The following is an 18,558-nucleotide window of genomic DNA, read 5'->3' as shown; positions in this document are numbered from 1 at the left end:
TGACGTTGTCTTAGTTGGCAGTGGCTTGGTGAGGCAAGGTCGATATGTAGAAGTTTTGAGTGCAATGTGAAGGGTTCTTTCGGGTCGTTTGGATAATTAATTTCACACAATACCTTACTGGATGGCTGACATTCGCCAAGGGCAGCAACGTGTCGGTTGCTGACTTTCGATATAAATAGGAACAGACGTTCGCAGCCTATGAAATCCGGCTACCTGCGACCGGTTGAAATCGCACCGAAAAGCAGACGCGCCACCGAGCATCAAATGGGGCAGCTTAAAATTCGATAGGCTCAGTTTCCATTGATTCAAGCAGACAGCCCTGTCAGAGGCAACACTGTTAAAATCCGCTCCTTCTCACACCTGCCTGACCTGCCGCTCATGACCAAAAAATCGACCCAGAAATTGACCAAGCAACCACACGTCACCATCCATCGCAAAGACTACACTGCCCCGGCTTATTGGGTGAACACCGTTGAAATGGGTTTTGATCTCGACCCCGCGGCAACGCGTGTGTCCACGTGCATCACCCTGCAGCGCAATAGCGCATCGCCCAACAAGGATGTGGAGCTGCTGGGCGATGGCGTCAAGCTGGTGGCCTTGCGCATGAACGGCAAGACGCTGCGCAAAGGCGTTAAGGGTTACTCAATAGCAGACGGGAAATTGCGCATCGCCAACGCACCGGACGAGATCACGCTGGAGATCGAGACACTGGTTGAGCCCGAGAAAAATACCTCGATGATGGGTCTGTATGTCTCCAACGGCAATTTTTTTACCCAATGCGAGGCCGAAGGTTTCCGCAAGATCACCTGGTTTCCCGATCGCCCGGACGTGATGGCGAAATACACGGTGATGCTGCGCGGCGACAAGAAAAAATATCCGGTGTTGCTGTCCAATGGCAACCTGATCGAACGGGGAGACCTGCCCCAAGGCCGCCACTACGCCAAGTGGGAAGACCCGTTCAAGAAACCTTCCTATCTGTTTGCGCTGGTGGCAGGCAAGCTGGTGTGCCAGGAAGAAAAATTCAAATTAAATAGTGGACGAAAAGTGCTGCTGCAAGTGTGGGTGGAGCCGGGCAATCTGGACAAGACGCAGCATGCGATGAATTCGCTCAAGCACAGCATCCGCTGGGATCAGGAACGCTACGGGCTGGAGCTGGATCTGGACCGCTTCATGATCGTTGCGGTGGGCGACTTCAACATGGGCGCGATGGAAAACAAGGGCCTGAATATTTTCAACACCAAGTATGTGCTGGCCAACCCCAGCATCGCCACCGACACCGATTACGCCAATATCGAGGCGGTGGTCGGCCATGAATATTTTCATAACTGGACCGGTAACCGCGTCACCTGCCGCGACTGGTTTCAGTTGTCATTGAAGGAAGGGCTGACCGTGTTCCGCGACCAGGAATTCTCCGCCGACATGATCGGCACGGACAGCGGTCGCGCGGTGAGTCGCATCGAAAATGTGCGCATGCTGCGCCAGGTGCAGTTTTCCGAAGATGCGGGGCCGATGGCCCATGCGGTGCGGCCGGACAGTTTTGTGGAGATAAGCAATTTTTACACGGTCACGATTTATGAAAAAGGGGCCGAGGTGGTGCGCATGGTCCAGACCCTGCTGGGGCGTGACGGCTTCCGCAAGGGCATGGACCTGTACTTTGCACGGCATGACGGGCAGGCGGTTAGCTGCGACGATTTCCGCGCGGCCATGGCACACAGCAGCGGGCGCGACCTGAGCCAGTTCGAGCGCTGGTATAGCCAGCCCGGCACGCCGCAGCTCAAAGTGCAAAGCCACTACGACGCCGCCAAACAGACCTATGAGCTGACGCTCAGCCAAAGCTGCAAGCCCGGCGCCGGGCAAAAGAAGCCGCTGCCTTTCCATATCCCCGTTGCGGTTGGCCTGCTCGATGACCGGGGCTGCGACATGGCGCTGTATCTTGACGATGCTACTATTGATCCGGCTCCGTTTATTCAAGAATCCGTTCGCATTGAGCCTGTCGAAATGCGGATGGATGCTCGTGCTTCGACAAGCTCAGCACGAACGGGAGTCCCGTTCAAATCGAGCCGGATCAATAAACCTGCCACCACCTGCGTGCTGGAGCTGACCAAGGCAAAACAGACGTTCATCTTTAACCGCGTCACCACCAAACCCACGCCATCCTTGCTGCGCAACTTCTCTGCGCCGGTGGTGATGGAATATGACTATTCCGATCAGGAGCTGGCGCAGCTGATGGCGAATGACAGCGATGCCTTCAACCGTTGGGAGGCTGGGCAACGCCTGGCAATACAACGTCTGTTGAATCTGATCAAACAGGTGCAGGCGGGTGAAGCGCTGACGCTGGATGAGCTGTTCATCAACGCCTTGCGCACCACGCTCATCGACACGGCGCTTGATCCGTCTTTCCGTGAAGTGGTGCTGACGCTGCCTTCTGAATTGATGCTGGCCGAACAGTGCGAAGTGATCGACCCGCAGGCGATCCACACTGCGCGCCAGTACATGCGCAAGACGATCTCTGAAAAACTCAAGGCCGATTTCATCGCTGTCTATGCAGCCAACCTGACACCCGGCAAATACAGCCCCGATGCAAAATCGGCCGGCAAGCGCGGCCTGAAGAACCTGTGCCTGTCTTATCTTTTAGGTTGGGAAGATGAATCCACGCTGCAACTGGCCCACGCGCAGATCGACGCAGCCGACAATATGACCGACCGCCTGGCCGCGCTGATGGCGCTGGTCAACACCGGCAGCAAGACGGCACAACAGCCATTGAAAAACTTCTATCGGGATTTCAAAAACGAGGCGCTAGTGGTGGACAAATGGTTCAGCCTGCAGGCGATCGCGATGCATACCGATGTAACAGCGGTGCGCAAGCTGATGACCCATCCCGCGTTCACGCTGAAAAATCCCAACCGCGCACGCAGCCTGATCTCCAGTTTCTGCAACGGCAATCCGTCACAGTTCCATGCAGCGGATGGCAGCGGCTATGCCTTCTGGACAGAACAGGTGATTGCGTTGAACAAGCTCAATCCGCAGGTGGCCGCACGTTTGGTACGAACGCTGGATCACTGGAAAAAATACCAGCCTGCGCTGAAACAGCAGATGCAGGCCGCGTTGCAGAAAGTCGCCGCAACCAAAGGCTTGTCCAAGGATGTGCAGGAGGTGGTATTCAAGACGTTGGGGTGAGGGAAATCAAAGGGGCTAGCAGCTCCTATGTTCTCTTAAATTCTTTCAATTTGCATGATGAGCCTCCTATCTATATCCGGCAGTGGAGTGAATCCACCGCCGGGTGATGAGATCAGGTAGCCTGCACTACGATCCGGCGCGGCTGGGCATGCTCGGCCTTCGGAATGCGCAATTCCAGCACGCCATGTCGGAATCCTGCCGATACCTTGTCGCCATCCAGTTCCCGCGACAGAGTGAATACCCGGCGGTAACGCGACCGATCGACTTCAGCGTGGATCGCCTCCATGTTCGGCGGGGAATTTATTTCCAGCTCGCCTTCCAGAATCAGATTGTCGCCTTCCACATGGATGGACAACTTTTCTTTTGGCACTCCAGGTAGATCGGCATACAGTGTGATGCCGGTCGCATCTTCAACTACGTTCACTGCAGGGCGCATGGCTGCACTCTCTTCACTCGCATTTTCACGCTTGATGAATTTCTCGCTCATGGTGTTCCCCTTTCTCATTGAACCGAAATCCGGCGCGATTGGGCAGCTTCCCTGCGCGCCACGCATACGTGTAGCACGCCATCGCGATAACTGGCCATAGTTGAATTCGGCTCGATGTCGTCCGGCAGCGATATGACACGTCGGAAACGCCCGGAGAAATGTTCGCCAATATGTATGGTCGCTCCCTCAGGCGGCACTATATCTTTGCACTCGCCACTTATGGTCAGCACGCCATTCTCGACTTGCACATCGAATTCCTCCGGTGTCATGCCGGGCGCAAAGGCATAGACCTCAACCGACTTCGGTGTTGTGCCAACGTTCATGGCCGGATAGCCTGGCGCCGCACCGCGAATGCTGGGGGAGCTGTCAAACTCACGCTGCAACCGCTCCAGTTCCGTGAACAGATCGCGGGGAAAAATACCTCGATAATGCATGATGTCTCCTTTCAACGGGTAAATGATGGCAGGATTGCCATACCCCGCAATCTGTGGACACGAACATAAATTTTCAAGTGCTTGAAAGTGGAAAAATCTGACCATATATAGTTTATGGGTCAGAAATATTCTGGAGAGATTCATGCAATATCAGGACTATTACAAGATACCGGCCGTATCGCGTGATGCCACGGCGGAAGAGATCAAGAAATCTTTCCGCAAACTGGCGCGCAAATATCATCTGGACGTGTCCCACAAAAAAACGCGGAGGGTCGGATGAAAGAAATTAATGATGCCTACGCAGTGCTGTCCGATCCGGAAAAGTTTGCCGTCTATGACCGCATTGGCCAAGGCTACCAATAGTTACATGGGTGGGGTTAGAGTAAATTTAGTGAAGTGAATAATTTAAGATGGCATAACGGAAGCTTTAAATTTGCTCTGACCCCAGTTATGAAGTCAGTTCTAACATTCCAGTATTTTGATTGAATGTTAGAACTGACCCCGCGCTTTCGCTCGCTGCTTTTGGCGCGTCCCTCTCGAACGCCATGTTATGCGCCCAACGTTTTATAGAACAGCACACGGTCTCCACCTCTCCCATCGTAGTTTTCTGCCACAGGAATACCCGCAATGTCTTTTTTGCTCGGTTCCATAGAGAAACCCAGGCGGAGGTGAAACGAAACCGACACATTGTTACTTGGCGATGTAACGCAACGGACTACATTGCGGCCAAGCTTCTTTGCTGCATCGAAGAACCGCTCATAGAGCGCGCCACCTAAACCTTTCTTTCGGAACTCAGGATGCACGCCTGCAAAGTGAATATAAGCTTCGTTACTGAAGCTCTGTGAAACGAAGCCGACGAGAAAGCCTACGATGTTTCCATCGCGCTCAGCCACGAAACTGGTTTGCCGAAAGTGAACGAAGAAAAGCTTTGGCAGCATATCAGCCATGTTTCGGCCACCCCACCAGTCGTTAACTACGGAGATGATGGACGGATAGTCGGATGGCTCTACATGGCGTATTTGAATATCTTTCACTGCGTCACCTTTGGCTAAAAAATGCCGACAAAGGCACCTGTAAGGTGCATAAACTGGCGCTTATTTGATAATTCATTATTTTAATTGAAGGAAAAACCTGCATCACACCCGAATTTAGTTGATAAATGCACCGTTTTATTCTCGTTATACATCATCTTCATTTTCCCAGTTCAAGTAACGGGGAGCTATAAATACATCACATGACGTGCGTAGGATGAAACATTACTCCAGGTTCTGTATCTGTTCACGCATCTGCTCAATCAATAGCTTCATTTCCATGGACGCACGTGATACTTCTGCATCGACGGACTTCGAACCTAGCGTGTTCGCCTCGCGGTGTAGTTCCTGCATCAGAAAATCCAGCCGTTTGCCTACTGTGCCGCCTTTGACAAGCACTCGCTTCATTTCTACCAGATGAGTTTGCAGACGCGACAGTTCTTCATCCACATCAATCTTGCTGGCGAATAGTGTGATTTCCTGCCGCACGCGTTCATCATCTCCCGTTTGCAGCGCTATACGTAAACGCGCGGCCAATTTTTCTTCGTACGCCGCAATTGCCGTCGGGATGCGCGGTGAGACCAAGGTGCATAAGGTTTCGACTTGCTCTATGCGCTGCAACAGAAATTCTTGTAGCTTGTCGCCTTCGCGTCCACGTGCTGCGGTGAATTCGCGCAGCACCTGATGCAGCAGTTCGGGCACCATGGTCTGCAGAGTGTCGGTAGGCATGGAGGCGCTTTGCAGCACGCCATTCCAACGCAACACATCGGCGACACTCAAGCCATCTGCTTCGGGCAAGATGGTCTGAACCTCGTCGCTCCATTGAGCAAGTTGTCGTACGAGGGGCTGATTGAGCTGCGCCGGGTGTTGTACGGATGGCCGCGGGGCGAAACCGATGCGGCATTCAACCTTGCCGCGCGTCAGTTGCGCGGCAAGAATCTCGCGCAACATGGGCTCCAGCATGCGCAGCTCATCTGGCATGCGTAACTGGAGATCGAGGTAACGATGATTGACCGCACGCAGTTCCACTGCAAGCGATCCGGTATCGAGTTCTGTTGCGGCAGTGGCAAAGCCGGTCATGCTAAAAATCATTGGGACTCCAGATAATATAGTTTGGGTGATTATTCAACCCGATTCCAACGTTAAACAAGGCCATGATTTATTAATGACTTGTTACGCTTTTTTCTGGAAAAATGGATTGAACTGCAGTGTGTGCATTATATGACGATTGCATATGGTGAAATTTGTTATATAAAATTCCAATCGAGTCTGCAACAATCATATTGGACTAATTCTGATTGCCTAAGCGGCGCAAGTTATAATGCGTGCCATTTCATTTTTGGATTATTTTTATGCGTCCCAGTCAGCGGCAAACCGATCAGCTTCGTTCCATTCTCATCACGCGTCATTACACCAAGCATGCCGAAGGTTCGGTGCTGATCGAATGTGGCGACACAAAAGTGATTTGCACCGCCAGCGTGGAGGAGCGTGTGCCGCCTCATAAAAAAGGCTCCGGTGAGGGGTGGGTCACGGCGGAATATGGCATGTTGCCGCGTTCTACCGGTAGCCGTATGGGGCGCGAAGCAGCCAAGGGAAAACAGTCTGGACGCACGCAGGAAATCCAGCGTCTGATTGGACGCAGTTTGCGCTCTGTGGTGGATTTGAAACAATTGGGCGAGCGCACTATCCAAGTGGATTGCGACGTGATTCAGGCCGATGGCGGGACGCGCACGGCCAGTATTACCGGCGCTTTTGTCGCCTTGCACGATGCCGTTAGTGGGTTAGTCAAGCAAGGGTTGATCCAGGAGAACGCATTGCGTGATTTCGTCGCTGCGATTTCGGTGGGTATTTATCAGGGTATGCCGGTGCTTGATCTTGACTACGCCGAAGATTCTTTATGTGATACCGATATGAATGTGGTGATGACCAGTGCGGGACATTTCATAGAGGTGCAGGGTACGGCAGAGGGTCATGCTTTCAACCGCATTGAGATGGATGCCATGCTCAATTTGGCGCAATCTGGCATCGCGCAGTTAATTGAGATGCAGCGCGCGGCGCTGGCGAAATAATTCACCATGCACAAGCTGGTTATAGCCTCCAACAATCCGGGTAAGTTGCGCGAGTTGCAGTTAACGCTTGCGTCTCTGTCCATCGAGATACTGACGCAGGCGCAACTTGGCATTGACGAGGCTGAAGAACCTCACTGCACTTTCGTTGAGAATGCGCTGGCCAAGGCGCGTCATGTCAGCCGCATCAGTGGCCTGCCTGCACTGGCGGATGACTCTGGACTATGCGTAGCTGCTTTGGGCGGCGCACCGGGTGTACAGTCCGCACGTTATGCGGGCGAGCCGAAATCGGATTCGCGCAACAATGAAAAATTGTTGCAGGCGATGGAAGGCGTGGTTGACCGGCGTGCGCATTATTATTGTGTGCTTGTGATGGTGCGTCATGCTGACGATCCGCAACCGCTGATTGCGGAAGGCGAATGGCATGGCGAAATTGCGCAGCAGATGCTCGGCGAAGGAGGATTTGGTTACGACCCGCTATTCTGGTTGCCGCAACTCAACAAAATGAGTGCGGAATTGAGCCGCGACGAGAAGGCGCAGATCAGCCACCGTGCACAGGCACTGCATATTCTGCTACAAAGGCTGCAAATTGCAGAGCATTAATGCAATTTTAAACAAGTCCTTCCGTTCGGGCTGAGCCTGTCGAAGCCATTTGTAATTTATTGATTTACAGCGGGTACGTTTCGACAGGCTCAACGCGAACGGATTTGTTCGGTGTAGCCTTAAATACTAAAATTTACAAACAACGCCCGGGTATTCCAACTGCGCACTGTTGCCGATGAAATCGCCCGCACCGTTATTGCTAATGACAGTAACTTTGCCCGCGTTTTTCCAGATACTGCTGGTGGTATTCCTCGGCGCGATAGTAAGTGGTGGCAGCTTCGATTTCAGTGGCTATCGGCTTGTCGTACCGTTCACTTTCTTCCTGCTGTATTTTTGAGGCGTTTGCGGCGGCTTCTTGTTGTGGTGAATGAAAGAAAATTGCAGAGCGGTATTGCGTGCCGACATCCGGCCCCTGGCGGTTGCGCTGTGTTGGGTCGTGGCATTGCCAGAAAATTTCCAGTAGTTGTGTGTAGCTGACCTGTGCCGGGTCGAAGGTGATTTGTACCGCTTCGGCGTGGCCAGTGGTGCCATTGCACACTTCCGGATAAGTTGGATTGTCTGTATTGCCGCCAGTATATCCAACGCTCGTTTCATGCACGCCTGGAATCTGCCGAAATGCGGCTTCCACGCCCCAGAAACACCCTGCTGCAAAAGTTGCCTGTTCCATATTTATCCTCTCAGTTGAGCCTATCGTACCCATGAATATTCACCTTTTACACCCACTCGACTCCATGACGCAAGAGATCAGTTTTAAGGCTTTACCGCCGTTGTCTTTGTACATCCATATTCCGTGGTGTGTGCGTAAATGCCCTTATTGTGATTTTAATTCGCATGAGGCGCGCGAGTCTCTGCCAGAGCAGGAATACGTGGCTGCGTTAGTGCGCGATCTGGAGCTGGCTCTGCCGCAAATCTGGGGGCGCAAGGTGTACACCGTGTTCATCGGTGGAGGCACGCCCAGCCTGATTTCTGCTCAGGCTATGGAACAAATTCTCACTTCAGTACGCATGTTGTTGCCGCTGGATCATGGCGCGGAAATCACGCTGGAAGCAAATCCAGGCACAGTGGAGGCAGACAAGTTTGCGGGCTTCCGTGATGCGGGTGTTAATCGGCTATCGCTCGGCATTCAGAGTTTCAACGATACTCATCTCAAGGCGCTGGGACGTATCCACGATGCGACCGAGGCGCGGCGCGCAGTAGAAATCGCGCAGCAGCATTTTGACAACATTAATCTGGATTTAATGTACGGTTTGCCGCAGCAAACGCAGGCGGAAGCGGCACAGGATGTGCATGCCGCACTGGAATTTGCACCGCAACATTTGTCCTGCTACAACCTCACGCTGGAGCCGAATACACTTTTTCACCGTTATCCGCCAGCCTTGCCGGACGATGATCTGTGCAGCGTCATGCAGCAGGATATTGAACAAATACTAAGCGTGCACGGCTATCAGCATTACGAAACCTCGGCTTTTGCACAGCCAAAAAAACAGGCACGCCATAACCTGAATTACTGGCAATTTGGTGATTATCTGGGCATAGGCGCGGGCGCACACAGCAAGCTGAGTTTCCCGGACAGGGTAGTGCGACAGGTGCGTTATAAACAGCCGCAGGCCTATCTGCAACAGGTAGCGCAAGGTTTGCCGGTGCAGACTGAACATACAGTGAAGCGCGAGGATTTGCCGTTTGAATTCATGATGAATGCGTTGCGCTTGAATCAAGGTTTTGCTGACGCTCTATTTGCCGAGCGTACCAGCCTGTCTTTGCTGCTGATCCGCCGTGAACTGGAGCAGGCCGAGCAACGCGGCTTGATTGAGCGTGGCCTGCAGCGCATCGCACCAACCGAGTTGGGGCGGCACTTTTTGAATGACTTGCTACAGATTTTTTTGCGCAAGTAAGGTTTTGTGGAATTGTCAGCCCGCGATGACTCACGGATTTTGATCAGAGTTTCTTGAATACCAAGTCCCAAACGCCATGCCCCAGACGCAGCCCGCGCTGTTCAAATTTAGTAAGCGGGCGATAAGCCGGGCGTGGAGCATAATTCGCTGCGGTATTTTCCAGTGATTTTTCGCTGCTCAACACTGCGAGTACCTGTTCAGCGTAATCCTGCCAATCAGTGGCGACATGAATATACCCGCCCGGTTTTATTTTCTTCACCAGTTGCGCCACAAACGAAGGCTGAATCAGGCGACGCTTGTTGTGGCGTGTCTTGTGCCAAGGGTCGGGGAAAAAAATATGGACGCCGTCCAGCACGTCATCGGCCAGCATGTCGCGCAGCACTTCAACTGCATCATGCTGGATGATGCGGATATTTTTCAAGCCCAATTCTTCAATCTGTTTGAGCAAACTGCCCACACCCGGGGTGTGCACCTCAAGGGCAAGATAATCATTTTGCGGATGCGACTGGGCGATGGCGGCAGTGGTCTCGCCCATGCCGAAACCGATCTCAAGGATTTTAGTCGCAGTCCTGCCGAAAACATTTTCCAAATCCAGCGGTTGAGAAAGGTAGGGAATGCCATAAATCGGCAGGAGCGCATCGAGGCAACGCTGTTGCGCATTGGAGATGCGCCCTTGTCGCAGCACATAGCTGCGAATGTGTGAGGAGCGCTGCGGTATCAATTTATTAATCCGCTGGTAGGCGAGCTGGGCGAAGCGCTATACAATTTTTTTGGCATGCGTCCGGCCAGGAATGCCATGCGGCCAGCCTCCACGGCCTGCTTCATGGCAGAGGCCATCAATACCGGCTCTTGTGCGGCGGCAATGGCGGTATTCATCAACACGCCATGGCAACCGAGCTCCATGGCGATGGCCGCGTCTGAGGCAGTGCCCACTCCCGCATCCACAATAACGGGCACCTGCACGCGATCCATGATGAGCTGCAAATTCCACGGATTGAGGATGCCCATGCCGGAGCCGATCAGCGAAGCCAGCGGCATGATGGCTACACAGCCAATATCTTCCAGTTGCTTTGCGATGATGGGGTCATCCGAGGTATACACCATCACCTGAAAGCCATCCGCCACCAGCGTTTTTGCGGCGGCGAGGGTCTCCACCACATTCGGATAAAGCGATTGCGGATCACCCAGCACCTCCAGCTTGACCAGACTGTGTCCGTTCAGCAGCTCGCGTGCGAGTCGCAGCGTGCGCACGGCGTCGTCCGCGCTGTAGCAACCCGCCGTGTTGGGCAACAGGGTATATTTCGATGGTGGGAGAACGTCCAGCAGATTCGGCTCATTCGGGTTTTGCCCGATGTTACTGCGACGGATGGCGATGGTGATGATCTCGGCGCCACTGGCCTCTACCGCCGCCTGCGTCTCGGTAAAATCCTTGTATTTGCCGGTGCCAATCAACAGGCGCGAGTTATAGCTTTTGCCCGCGATGAGCAATGTGTCTTTGTTCATTAATGTATTCCGTGATTAACCGCCACCGACTGCGACAACAATTTCAAGTCGGTCGCCATCTGCCAGCAGTTGTTGGTTGAATTGTCCGCGCGGCAAAATTTCACCGTTGCGTTCCAGCGCGATACGCTTGCCAGTCAGTTGCATCTGTTCGAGGAGCGTAGCGACGGAAATAGGATTATCAAATTGGCGAACTTCGCCGTTAATTGAGACTGAAATCACTTTCAAATTCTGGCCGTGTTAAGGTAACATCCATTCTACATGCGGGCGTCGTATAATGGTAATACCCTAGCTTCCCAAGCTAGAGCCGTGGGTTCGATTCCCATCGCCCGCTCCACTTTTTTTCTACTACATTCATTCCCGTACACAAATTCCGCTTGTTGGCGGCTTAAGCGTTTTGAGGGCAAGGAAAAGCGGTTAGCCTTGGGCATTTATCCAGACATATCGCGGCGACAACATCGGCGACAGTGCATGGCATAGAAGTTGATGCACGTACGCTACGGCTGGCGCAGCCATGCCGACAATTTTCCAGACTCTCTACGTCACGGGGGGAGTCGAGATATCCTGGTCGTATATTTATGATTGAAATTGCCACCGTATGTTGCCAAAATTCCGGGTGCCGCATTCTGGTTAATAAAATCTTGCACCATGAATCCAACGGTAGGCAAACCGAAATACGTGTCTCCATTCTTACTCGTTAATGATTGGGTGGCCCAGTCATGTCTAAATCCATTACCATCAGTTTGGCCATTGACGACAGATATGTAGGTTTCGTTAAAAGACATCTTCAGCCAACCATTCTCTAAGTAGCTAGCAAGCTCGGTTTTGTTGGTCGATCCCAGCAAGCTACTATTAACGGCCAATCCCGGCGTTTTGAATAAACCTACAACGGATGACGCCCAGCACAGGAGTTCTCCGCTGAGCTGTCCTGTAAAATAAGCGAAGTAGATGGAATAATTTTCGCGATTGGTGAAGAGATATTGAAATCGCTCACACGCGCCACCAAGCCAAAACTTGCTGGTAAACGGACTATACAATTGAGTGGAGTCCGTCGCCAAAAACTTGCTGTGCACCGGGACATCATATCGTTTGGTCGGCATCGTTATCACCCAGTCAGTGCCAGACAGGGTTGCGCTGTCCAAAACAAACTCGTTGATGATATTGTCGTGCATTAGCAGCGCGCCAACAGCATCTTCCCCGGCATTCCATGTGCTGGAAACGACACTACCCTTGTAGTAAACCAAGCTAGTCAGATCTGCGAATCTCAGATCCGGGAGATAGCTTTGCCCAGCAAACCATATGTTCTCGACCGCTGGTGGAGAGAAGCCCTCCAGCACAACTGGGGCGTAGCCATAATCCGTACCGCTTGCAACGTTTATCAGGGAGGCTGTACCTGACAGGCCACCTGTTGCCTTGAAGGCTCTGGCCGATTGGCCACCCACTACCAATGTGCTAGTAACGCCCATGTCCATGGTTGCGGCCTGAACCACTGCGCAATTAGCTGGCACCCCACTCGCGTGTGTTATTGCCGCATTGATCGCGGTGTTCGTGATCGTGCCCATTTCGATAATCTCAAAATAGCCTTCACGGGTACGATCCAGCGAAGTCGTTTCGCCATCTCCGCCAATTACGTTAATACCTTCAAGCGCAGCACCCGAATAGGCAAAGTTCACGAAATCCTTGCCACCAGCAGGAAGCGCAGGAGCAGTGCAGGACTTGTCGGCGGTAACAAGCTTTGCACCATTAGCCGTGTTTACAACCGCAGCGGTCCAGATGTCATACGGAGACAAGTAGATATGAAAATCAACTACCGCGCGACTGTTCTTGCCTTCTGAGAAACGAATTTTTAGAGCCTTGGACAAAGCAGTCGTGTTCAGTACGGACAGATAGGTGTCATATCCGGCGCGCGTGGTGTAGTACGGGTAAATCAGAACCTGACCTTGACCATTGTCACTTAGGTGTACGGCAGCACTTGCTGTGCCTGCAATACCAACCGAACCTATCGCTGCGACCAAAGCAAGAGTCAGTGAGTTTCTTTTAAATTTATGCATAGTCTCCAGGCTTCCTAATGTTTGTATACGAGGTGTTTGAAGATTGGTCACGGGGGGAGTCGAGATATCCTGGTCGTATATTTATGATTGAAATTGCCACCGTATGTTGCCAAAATTCCGGGTGCCGCATTCTGGTTAATAAAATCTTGCACCATGAATCCAACGGTAGGCAAACCGAAATATTTGTCTCCATTGATACTCGTTAATGAATGGGAGGCATTTGGATGAACAACACCATTACCATCAGTTTGGCCATTGACGACAGGTATATTGTCAGAGTTAAACGGCATACGTACCCAGCCATGCTCGAAATAAACTGGAACATTGACTTGGCTGACCGATCCCAGCACATAAGAGTGGTTGAACGTTACAACGTTCGTTTCCCAGCAAAGCGGAATTTCGCCACCAGGGGCGGGTTCAGGAAAATCAATAAATTTTACGCTTTCTCCTTCACGGTTCCAGTAACTCAGATCTTTAGTCCATCTTTCGCATGCGCCATTACGCCAGCCATTACCATTACCCCAAAACTTGCTGGTGAAAGGACTAAACAATTGAGTGGCGTCTGTCACCCATGACTTGTTATGCACCGGAACATTGTATCGTTTGGTTGGCATCGTTATCACCCAGTCGGTGCCAGATAGGGTTGTGTTGTCTAGAACATACTCGTTGATGATATTGTCGTGCATCAGCAGTGCGCTGATAGCATCGCTGCCTTTATTCCATGAGCTTGAAACGACACTACCCTTGTAGAGCACCAAGCTAGTACGCTCTGTGGAAGTCATATCCGGGAAAATGCTGTCCGGATAATTCCAAATATTCTCGACTAGTGATGGAGAAAAAGCCTCCAGCACAACTGGGGCATAGCCAAAATCGGTACCACCTGCAACATTGACCAAGGAAGCCGTACCTGACAATCCACCTGTCGCCTTGAAGGCTCTGGCCGATTGGCCACCCACTATCAATGTGCTAGCAACGCCCATGTCCATAGTCGCAGCCTGAACCACTGCGCAATTAGCTGGCACCCCACTCGCGTGTGTTATTGCCGCGTTGATCGCGGTATTCGTGATCGTGCCCATTTCAATAATCTCAAAATAGCCTTCACGCGTACGGTCCAGCGAAGTCGTTGCGCCATCTCCACCACTTTGCTGAATACTATCCAGCACAGCACTCGAATAGGCGAAGTTCGTGAAACCCTTGCCACCAGCAGGAATCGCAGGAGCAGTGCAGGACTTGTCGGCAGTAACGAGCTTTGCACCATTAGCCGTGTTTACAACCGCAGCAGTCCAGATGTCATACGGAGACAAGTAGATATGAAAATCAAGTACCGTGCGACCGTTCTTGCCTTCGGAGAAACGAACTTTTAGAGCCTTGGACAAAGCAGTCGTGTTCAGTACGGACAGATAGGTGTCATTTCCGGCGCGCGTGGTGTAGTACGGGTAAATCAGAACTTGACCCTGACCATTGTCACTTAGGTGTACTGCAGCGCTTGCTGTGCCTGCAATACCAACCGAACCTATTGCTGCGACCAAAGCAAGAGTCAGTGAGCTTCTTTTAAATGTATGCATGGTCCTAGGCTCCCTGTATTTATATACGAGTACGAGGTGTTTGAAGATTGGTCACGGAAGGAATCGAGAAATCCTGGACGTATATTTATGATTGAAATTGCCACCGTAGGTTGCCAAAATTCCAGGTGCCGCATTCTGGTTAATAAAATCTTGCACCATGAATCCAACGGTAGGCAAACCGAAATAGGTGTCTCCATTAAAACTCGTTAATGATTGGGCGGCTGTTACATGTGTAAATCCATTACCATCAGTTTGGCCATTGATGACAGGTATGTCGGTTGCGTTAAAAGGCATACGTACCCAGCCATTCTCGAAATTAACCGGAACATTGACTTCGTTGACCGACCCTAGCACCCGAGAGCCGTTGAACGTTACAACGTTCGTTTCCCAGCAAAGCGGAGTGTCGCTGCCTGGCTGCGGCAGACCAAAAGTTACATACGTGACTTTTCCACCTTCACGGTTCCAGTAACTAGGATAATTAACCTGTCTTTCGCACGCGCCATGCCAGCTATTACCGCTACCCCAAAACTTGCTGGTGAACGGACTAAACAAAGAAGTGGCGTCTGTCGCCAATGACTGGTTGTGCACCGGAACATTGTATCGTTTGGTCGGCATCGTAATCACCCAGTCGGTGCCAGATAGGGTTGTGTTGTCCAAAACATGCTCGTTGATAATATTGTCGTGCATCAGCAGTGCGCTGATAGCATCGCTGCCTTTATTCCATGAGCTTGAAACGACACTACCCTTGTAGAGCACCAAGCTAGTACGCTCTGTGGAAGTCATATCCGGGAAAATGCTGTCCGGATAATTCCAAATATTCTCGACTAGTGATGGAGAAAAAGCCTCCAGCACAACTGGGGCATAGCCAAAATCGGTACCACCTGCAACATTGACCAAGGAAGCCGTACCTGACAATCCACCTGTCGCCTTGAAGGCTCTGGCCGATTGGCCACCCACTATCAATGTGCTAGCAACGCCCATGTCCATGGTTGCTGCCTGAACCACTGCACAATTAGCTGGCACTCCATTTGCGTGCGTTATTGCCGCGTTGATCGCGGTGTTCGTGATCGTGCCCATTTCGATAATCTCAAAATAGCCTTCACGGGTACGGTCCAGCGAAGTCGTTTCGCCATCTCCGCCAATTACGTTAATACCTTCAAGCGTAGCACCCGAATAGGCGAAGTTCGTGAAATCTCTGCCACCAGCAGGGATCGCAGGAGCAGTGCAGGACTTGTCGGCAGTAACAAGCTTTGCGCCATTAGCCGTGTTGACAACCGCAGCAGTCCAGATGTCATATGGAGACAAGTAGATATGAAAATCAATTACCGCGCGACTGTTCTTGCCTTCAGAGAAACGAACTTTTAGAGCCTTGGATAAAGCAGTCGTGTTCAGTACGGACAGATAGGTGTCATTTCCGGCGCGCGTGGTGTAGTACGGGTAAATCAGAACTTGACCCTGACCATTGTCACTTAGGTGTACGGCAGCGCTTGCTGTGCCTGCAATACCAACCGAACCTATCGCTGCGACCAAAGCAAAAGTCAGTGAGTTTCTTTTAAATTTTTGCATTGACATTAAGTTTCCTCTATTTTTAAACACCACCGCTTCAATTTGACTGCCTGACACTTTATAAATAACTATTACTGGTTCTGTCGTGTTAACTCAATATGCCCAATTTTGGGTGAACGGAACCCTATTTCGATGCTGTACTCATTCGGAGTTAAGTACCGCAAACAGGAATAGTAGATGCATGTTACAGGACAGGCGAGACTCTGATGCAAGGAAATTAAAGCTCGAGCCCACAAAAAACACCCGCGCGTTAAAACAAACGAGTCAAGATGGGAGCCTGACAGACCTGTGCGTAAGGCAACCGAAAAAAGCTATCGAAATTTTGATATTCATAAGATGGCTCGGTCTGGCTGTTTACCGGATGGATGGTTCAAGGGACAATGAGAACCTTGCCGCATACGAGTGCTATTTTGTTATGAACAAGAAACTCAGCCCCTACGAGATGCTCCGAATCCACAAGTCTGACGATGCGCCCTACCAGAAACATTTCGTTCCTGAAGATGTCAGAAAAATATGTGTCGAGTTGGCGCCATCGACCTATCTAGACGTGGGATGCAATCGCGGCCAATTGATTGCGGCAGTCAATGAAGGTCTTCACAACGGTGCCGTTTGTGTCGGTGTTGAAATGAACGCGTTTGCCGCAAAGGCCGCAGAACAGGTTTGTGATCGCGTCTATTCAAGTACCTTTGATGCAGCAATCGGTGGACTCAAGGCAGACTATCCGGGCGGTTTCGATGTTATTTCATTTGCTGATGTACTTGAACACATGTACGACCCGTGGGAAGCCATGGTTTTGGCGAAGGGATTGTTATCCGAGTGTGGAAAGTGTGTATTTCAAATTCCAAATATGGGACATCGTTCTATTGTTGGCGGACTACTTTCGAATCGATTCGATTATGAGTTGATGGGTTTGCTGGATGTGACGCATATTCGTTTTTTTACGCCAGGATCATTTGAAGACGCCTGCAAGCAGGCTGGGTACAAGATCATGCGGAAGGTGCAAATCATGGAGGAAAACCCGCAACCTGTGCTATCTGCGTTCAGCACGCTGATTGCAGGATCAGAGGATGTTAAGAATTTCTTGCGAATATTGGGCGTGACGCAAATCAATCTTCCTCTACTGGCGATGTGGCAAATTTGTTACGTGTGTGAACCTCTATGAGTTGACCCAATACTGTTTGGTTAAAGAAATTCCGCTCGCCCTGACCCTTCGACTTTGCTCAGGACTGAAGGCATTGTCGAAGGGCTCTGGGTGAGCGGCTGGTGGTTCGACAAGCTCTCCACGAACGGTTAAGCGAACAGTATTTGAGTTGACATCACTTTATCTATTCAGCAGCATCTCCAGTTTCTGTAGAGAAAGAAGTAATATCGAATCTTACAATTTATCTCGATCACGATACTATAAACCATGCCCGATATTTTTCTGCTCAAGGCAATCGCCAAGACGATTATTCTGCCTCCCACAGGGCTGCTATTAATCATTCTTGTTGGCCTATTTCTGGTACATAGATTTCCGCGCACAGGGAGAGCGATCGCAATCATTGCGACGGTCTATCTGCTGGCACTGTCTACCCCATTTGCTTCGTATCAACTGATGCATTTTCTCGACACATCGCCTCCGCTCGACCTCAAAGAAGCACGTCGCGCCCAAGCCATCGTGATCCTCGGCGGCGGAACTCGCCGCAATGCGTTGGAATATGGTGGGGACACATTGGGGCGGCTGACCCTCGATCGCGTGCGCTACGGCGCGCGGGTCGCGAAGAATACCGGGCTGCCGGTGCTCGTCGCCGGTGGATCGGTACTGGGTGGTGAAACGGAAGCAAAGTTGATGCGGGAAGCTCTGGAAAACGAGTTCGGAATCAAGGTTCGTTGGAGCGAAGATAAATCACGAAACACACGCGAGAATGCGGAATTCTCTACTGCGATACTGGCAAAAGAGAAGATTCGGCATATTGTGCTCGTCACACACAGCTTTGACATGCCACGGGCAAAAGCGGAATTCGCTACGTCGGGATTGTCAGTGATAGCGGCCCCTACCGGAATTTTAAATGGCGACCTCGAATGGCCGTCGGATTATTTGCCTGGAATCGGCGGATTGCAGGCGAGTTACTACGTTTGTTATGAGCTTTTGGCGAATCTTGTCATGCGGATGTCTCTCTTTCAATAAATTCATTACAAGGTATAGC

General features: G+C 51.4%; 18 protein-coding genes and 1 tRNA gene. 8 read left to right on the top strand and 11 right to left on the bottom strand.

All coding sequences use genetic code 11. From position 1 onward, the window contains the following. The first annotated feature begins 300 nt into the window (after window positions 1-300). The gene (gene pepN, locus MJ768_RS05310) at window positions 301-3,177 is read left to right on the top strand and encodes an aminopeptidase N (protein ID WP_239288658.1); all 2,877 of its coding nucleotides are present in this window, start codon (window positions 301-303) and stop codon (window positions 3,175-3,177) included. A gap of 112 nt (window positions 3,178-3,289) precedes the next feature. Here pepN and MJ768_RS05305 read toward each other — a convergent pair whose 3' ends face one another. Together MJ768_RS05305 and MJ768_RS05300 are read right to left on the bottom strand one after the other, a co-directional pair. Beyond that, complete coding sequence (locus MJ768_RS05305) at window positions 3,290-3,664, bottom strand: Hsp20/alpha crystallin family protein (RefSeq protein WP_239288657.1); 375 nt, start codon at window positions 3,662-3,664, stop codon at window positions 3,290-3,292. Window positions 3,665-3,678: 14 nt separating this feature from the next. Further along, on the bottom strand, window positions 3,679-4,098 hold the full coding sequence (locus MJ768_RS05300) for an Hsp20/alpha crystallin family protein (RefSeq protein ID WP_239288655.1): 420 nt from the start codon (window positions 4,096-4,098) through the stop codon (window positions 3,679-3,681). A 142-nt stretch (window positions 4,099-4,240) separates the two neighbouring features. On the opposite strand from MJ768_RS05300, the gene MJ768_RS05295 reads away from it, so the two are divergent. Further along, window positions 4,241-4,378, top strand: coding sequence for a DnaJ domain-containing protein (locus tag MJ768_RS05295; RefSeq protein ID WP_239288654.1), 138 nt, complete (start codon window positions 4,241-4,243; stop codon window positions 4,376-4,378). 268 nt (window positions 4,379-4,646) lie between these two features. Here MJ768_RS05295 and MJ768_RS05290 read toward each other — a convergent pair whose 3' ends face one another. Together MJ768_RS05290 and MJ768_RS05285 are read right to left on the bottom strand one after the other, a co-directional pair. Further along, the gene (locus MJ768_RS05290; protein WP_239288648.1) at window positions 4,647-5,132 is read right to left on the bottom strand and encodes a GNAT family N-acetyltransferase; all 486 of its coding nucleotides are present in this window, start codon (window positions 5,130-5,132) and stop codon (window positions 4,647-4,649) included. Between the two features lie 222 nt (window positions 5,133-5,354). Next, window positions 5,355-6,221: a YicC/YloC family endoribonuclease gene (locus MJ768_RS05285; protein ID WP_239288646.1), complete on the bottom strand. Its 867-nt coding sequence runs from the start codon at window positions 6,219-6,221 to the stop codon at window positions 5,355-5,357. A gap of 260 nt (window positions 6,222-6,481) precedes the next feature. Between MJ768_RS05285 and rph the strand changes: the two genes are divergently transcribed. Together rph and rdgB are read left to right on the top strand one after the other, a co-directional pair. After that, window positions 6,482-7,198 carry a ribonuclease PH gene (gene rph, locus MJ768_RS05280; RefSeq protein ID WP_239288644.1) on the top strand — a complete coding sequence of 239 codons (717 nt, stop codon included), beginning with the start codon at window positions 6,482-6,484 and terminating at the stop codon, window positions 7,196-7,198. Window positions 7,199-7,204: 6 nt separating this feature from the next. Then, window positions 7,205-7,798 carry an RdgB/HAM1 family non-canonical purine NTP pyrophosphatase gene (gene rdgB / locus MJ768_RS05275; RefSeq protein ID WP_239288642.1) on the top strand — a complete coding sequence of 198 codons (594 nt, stop codon included), beginning with the start codon at window positions 7,205-7,207 and terminating at the stop codon, window positions 7,796-7,798. 199 nt (window positions 7,799-7,997) lie between these two features. Here rdgB and msrA read toward each other — a convergent pair whose 3' ends face one another. Beyond that, window positions 7,998-8,465 carry a peptide-methionine (S)-S-oxide reductase MsrA gene (gene msrA, locus MJ768_RS05270; RefSeq protein WP_239288636.1) on the bottom strand — a complete coding sequence of 156 codons (468 nt, stop codon included), beginning with the start codon at window positions 8,463-8,465 and terminating at the stop codon, window positions 7,998-8,000. Between the two features lie 31 nt (window positions 8,466-8,496). Here msrA and hemW point away from each other — a divergent pair, with 31 nt between their 5' ends. Beyond that, window positions 8,497-9,690: a radical SAM family heme chaperone HemW gene (gene hemW, locus MJ768_RS05265; RefSeq protein ID WP_445082970.1), complete on the top strand. Its 1,194-nt coding sequence runs from the start codon at window positions 8,497-8,499 to the stop codon at window positions 9,688-9,690. A 43-nt stretch (window positions 9,691-9,733) separates the two neighbouring features. On the opposite strand, the gene trmB is transcribed toward hemW, so the two are convergent. The 3 genes from trmB to thiS are packed head-to-tail and all read right to left on the bottom strand — an operon-like array spanning window position 9,734 to window position 11,412. Continuing rightward, on the bottom strand, window positions 9,734-10,411 hold the full coding sequence (trmB, locus tag MJ768_RS05260) for a tRNA (guanosine(46)-N7)-methyltransferase TrmB (protein WP_239288635.1): 678 nt from the start codon (window positions 10,409-10,411) through the stop codon (window positions 9,734-9,736). Further along, complete coding sequence (locus MJ768_RS05255) at window positions 10,408-11,193, bottom strand: thiazole synthase (RefSeq protein WP_239288633.1); 786 nt, start codon at window positions 11,191-11,193, stop codon at window positions 10,408-10,410. Before MJ768_RS05255 ends, trmB begins: the two co-directional genes overlap by 4 nt. 15 nt (window positions 11,194-11,208) lie before the next feature. Beyond that, window positions 11,209-11,412 carry a sulfur carrier protein ThiS gene (thiS, locus tag MJ768_RS05250; protein WP_239288632.1) on the bottom strand — a complete coding sequence of 68 codons (204 nt, stop codon included), beginning with the start codon at window positions 11,410-11,412 and terminating at the stop codon, window positions 11,209-11,211. A gap of 41 nt (window positions 11,413-11,453) precedes the next feature. Between thiS and MJ768_RS05245 the strand changes: the two genes are divergently transcribed. After that, window positions 11,454-11,527: transfer RNA gene (locus MJ768_RS05245), tRNA-Gly, on the top strand. 205 nt (window positions 11,528-11,732) lie between these two features. Here the strand turns inward: MJ768_RS05245 and MJ768_RS05240 are convergent. From MJ768_RS05240 to MJ768_RS05230, 3 genes are read right to left on the bottom strand one after another with little or no spacing between them, the layout of a single operon-like run. Further along, window positions 11,733-13,241: a hypothetical protein gene (locus tag MJ768_RS05240; RefSeq protein WP_239288631.1), complete on the bottom strand. Its 1,509-nt coding sequence runs from the start codon at window positions 13,239-13,241 to the stop codon at window positions 11,733-11,735. Between the two features lie 47 nt (window positions 13,242-13,288). Next, window positions 13,289-14,806 (bottom strand): hypothetical protein, encoded by a 1,518-nt coding sequence (locus MJ768_RS05235; RefSeq protein WP_239288630.1) that lies wholly within the window; start codon window positions 14,804-14,806, stop codon window positions 13,289-13,291. A 51-nt stretch (window positions 14,807-14,857) separates the two neighbouring features. Beyond that, on the bottom strand, window positions 14,858-16,372 hold the full coding sequence (locus tag MJ768_RS05230) for a hypothetical protein (protein ID WP_239288629.1): 1,515 nt from the start codon (window positions 16,370-16,372) through the stop codon (window positions 14,858-14,860). Between the two features lie 181 nt (window positions 16,373-16,553). Here MJ768_RS05230 and MJ768_RS05225 point away from each other — a divergent pair, with 181 nt between their 5' ends. Beyond that, a complete protein-coding gene (locus tag MJ768_RS05225) occupies window positions 16,554-17,534 on the top strand; it encodes a class I SAM-dependent methyltransferase (RefSeq protein ID WP_239288628.1) in 981 nt (326 codons plus the stop codon). 246 nt (window positions 17,535-17,780) lie between these two features. Further along, window positions 17,781-18,539 carry a YdcF family protein gene (locus MJ768_RS05220; RefSeq protein WP_239288627.1) on the top strand — a complete coding sequence of 253 codons (759 nt, stop codon included), beginning with the start codon at window positions 17,781-17,783 and terminating at the stop codon, window positions 18,537-18,539. Window positions 18,540-18,558: the final 19 nt, after the last annotated feature.

The organism is Candidatus Nitrotoga sp. 1052 (assembly GCF_927312905.1).
GTDB lineage: Bacteria > Pseudomonadota > Gammaproteobacteria > Burkholderiales > Gallionellaceae > Nitrotoga.
The sequence above is the reverse complement of the archived record's forward strand: the minus strand, read 5'-3'. Positions and strand labels throughout refer to the sequence as shown.

What these genes read in the sequence shown, in the direction of transcription:
- MJ768_RS05300 (WP_239288655.1), bottom strand. Translation starts at nt 4,098, where the DNA reads ATGCATTATCGAGGTATTTTTCCCCGCGATCTGTTCACGGAACTGGAG.
- MJ768_RS05255 (WP_239288633.1), bottom strand. Translation starts at nt 11,193, where the DNA reads ATGAACAAAGACACATTGCTCATCGCGGGCAAAAGCTATAACTCGCGC.
- rdgB (WP_239288642.1), top strand. Translation starts at nt 7,205, where the DNA reads ATGCACAAGCTGGTTATAGCCTCCAACAATCCGGGTAAGTTGCGCGAG.
- MJ768_RS05305 (WP_239288657.1), bottom strand. Translation starts at nt 3,664, where the DNA reads ATGAGCGAGAAATTCATCAAGCGTGAAAATGCGAGTGAAGAGAGTGCA.
- MJ768_RS05240 (WP_239288631.1), bottom strand. Translation starts at nt 13,241, where the DNA reads ATGCATAAATTTAAAAGAAACTCACTGACTCTTGCTTTGGTCGCAGCG.
- MJ768_RS05230 (WP_239288629.1), bottom strand. Translation starts at nt 16,372, where the DNA reads ATGCAAAAATTTAAAAGAAACTCACTGACTTTTGCTTTGGTCGCAGCG.
- MJ768_RS05285 (WP_239288646.1), bottom strand. Translation starts at nt 6,221, where the DNA reads ATGATTTTTAGCATGACCGGCTTTGCCACTGCCGCAACAGAACTCGAT.
- MJ768_RS05235 (WP_239288630.1), bottom strand. Translation starts at nt 14,806, where the DNA reads ATGCATACATTTAAAAGAAGCTCACTGACTCTTGCTTTGGTCGCAGCA.
- rph (WP_239288644.1), top strand. Translation starts at nt 6,482, where the DNA reads ATGCGTCCCAGTCAGCGGCAAACCGATCAGCTTCGTTCCATTCTCATC.
- hemW (WP_445082970.1), top strand. Translation starts at nt 8,497, where the DNA reads ATGAATATTCACCTTTTACACCCACTCGACTCCATGACGCAAGAGATC.
- msrA (WP_239288636.1), bottom strand. Translation starts at nt 8,465, where the DNA reads ATGGAACAGGCAACTTTTGCAGCAGGGTGTTTCTGGGGCGTGGAAGCC.
- MJ768_RS05220 (WP_239288627.1), top strand. Translation starts at nt 17,781, where the DNA reads ATGCCCGATATTTTTCTGCTCAAGGCAATCGCCAAGACGATTATTCTG.
- MJ768_RS05225 (WP_239288628.1), top strand. Translation starts at nt 16,554, where the DNA reads ATGTTACAGGACAGGCGAGACTCTGATGCAAGGAAATTAAAGCTCGAG.
- MJ768_RS05295 (WP_239288654.1), top strand. Translation starts at nt 4,241, where the DNA reads ATGCAATATCAGGACTATTACAAGATACCGGCCGTATCGCGTGATGCC.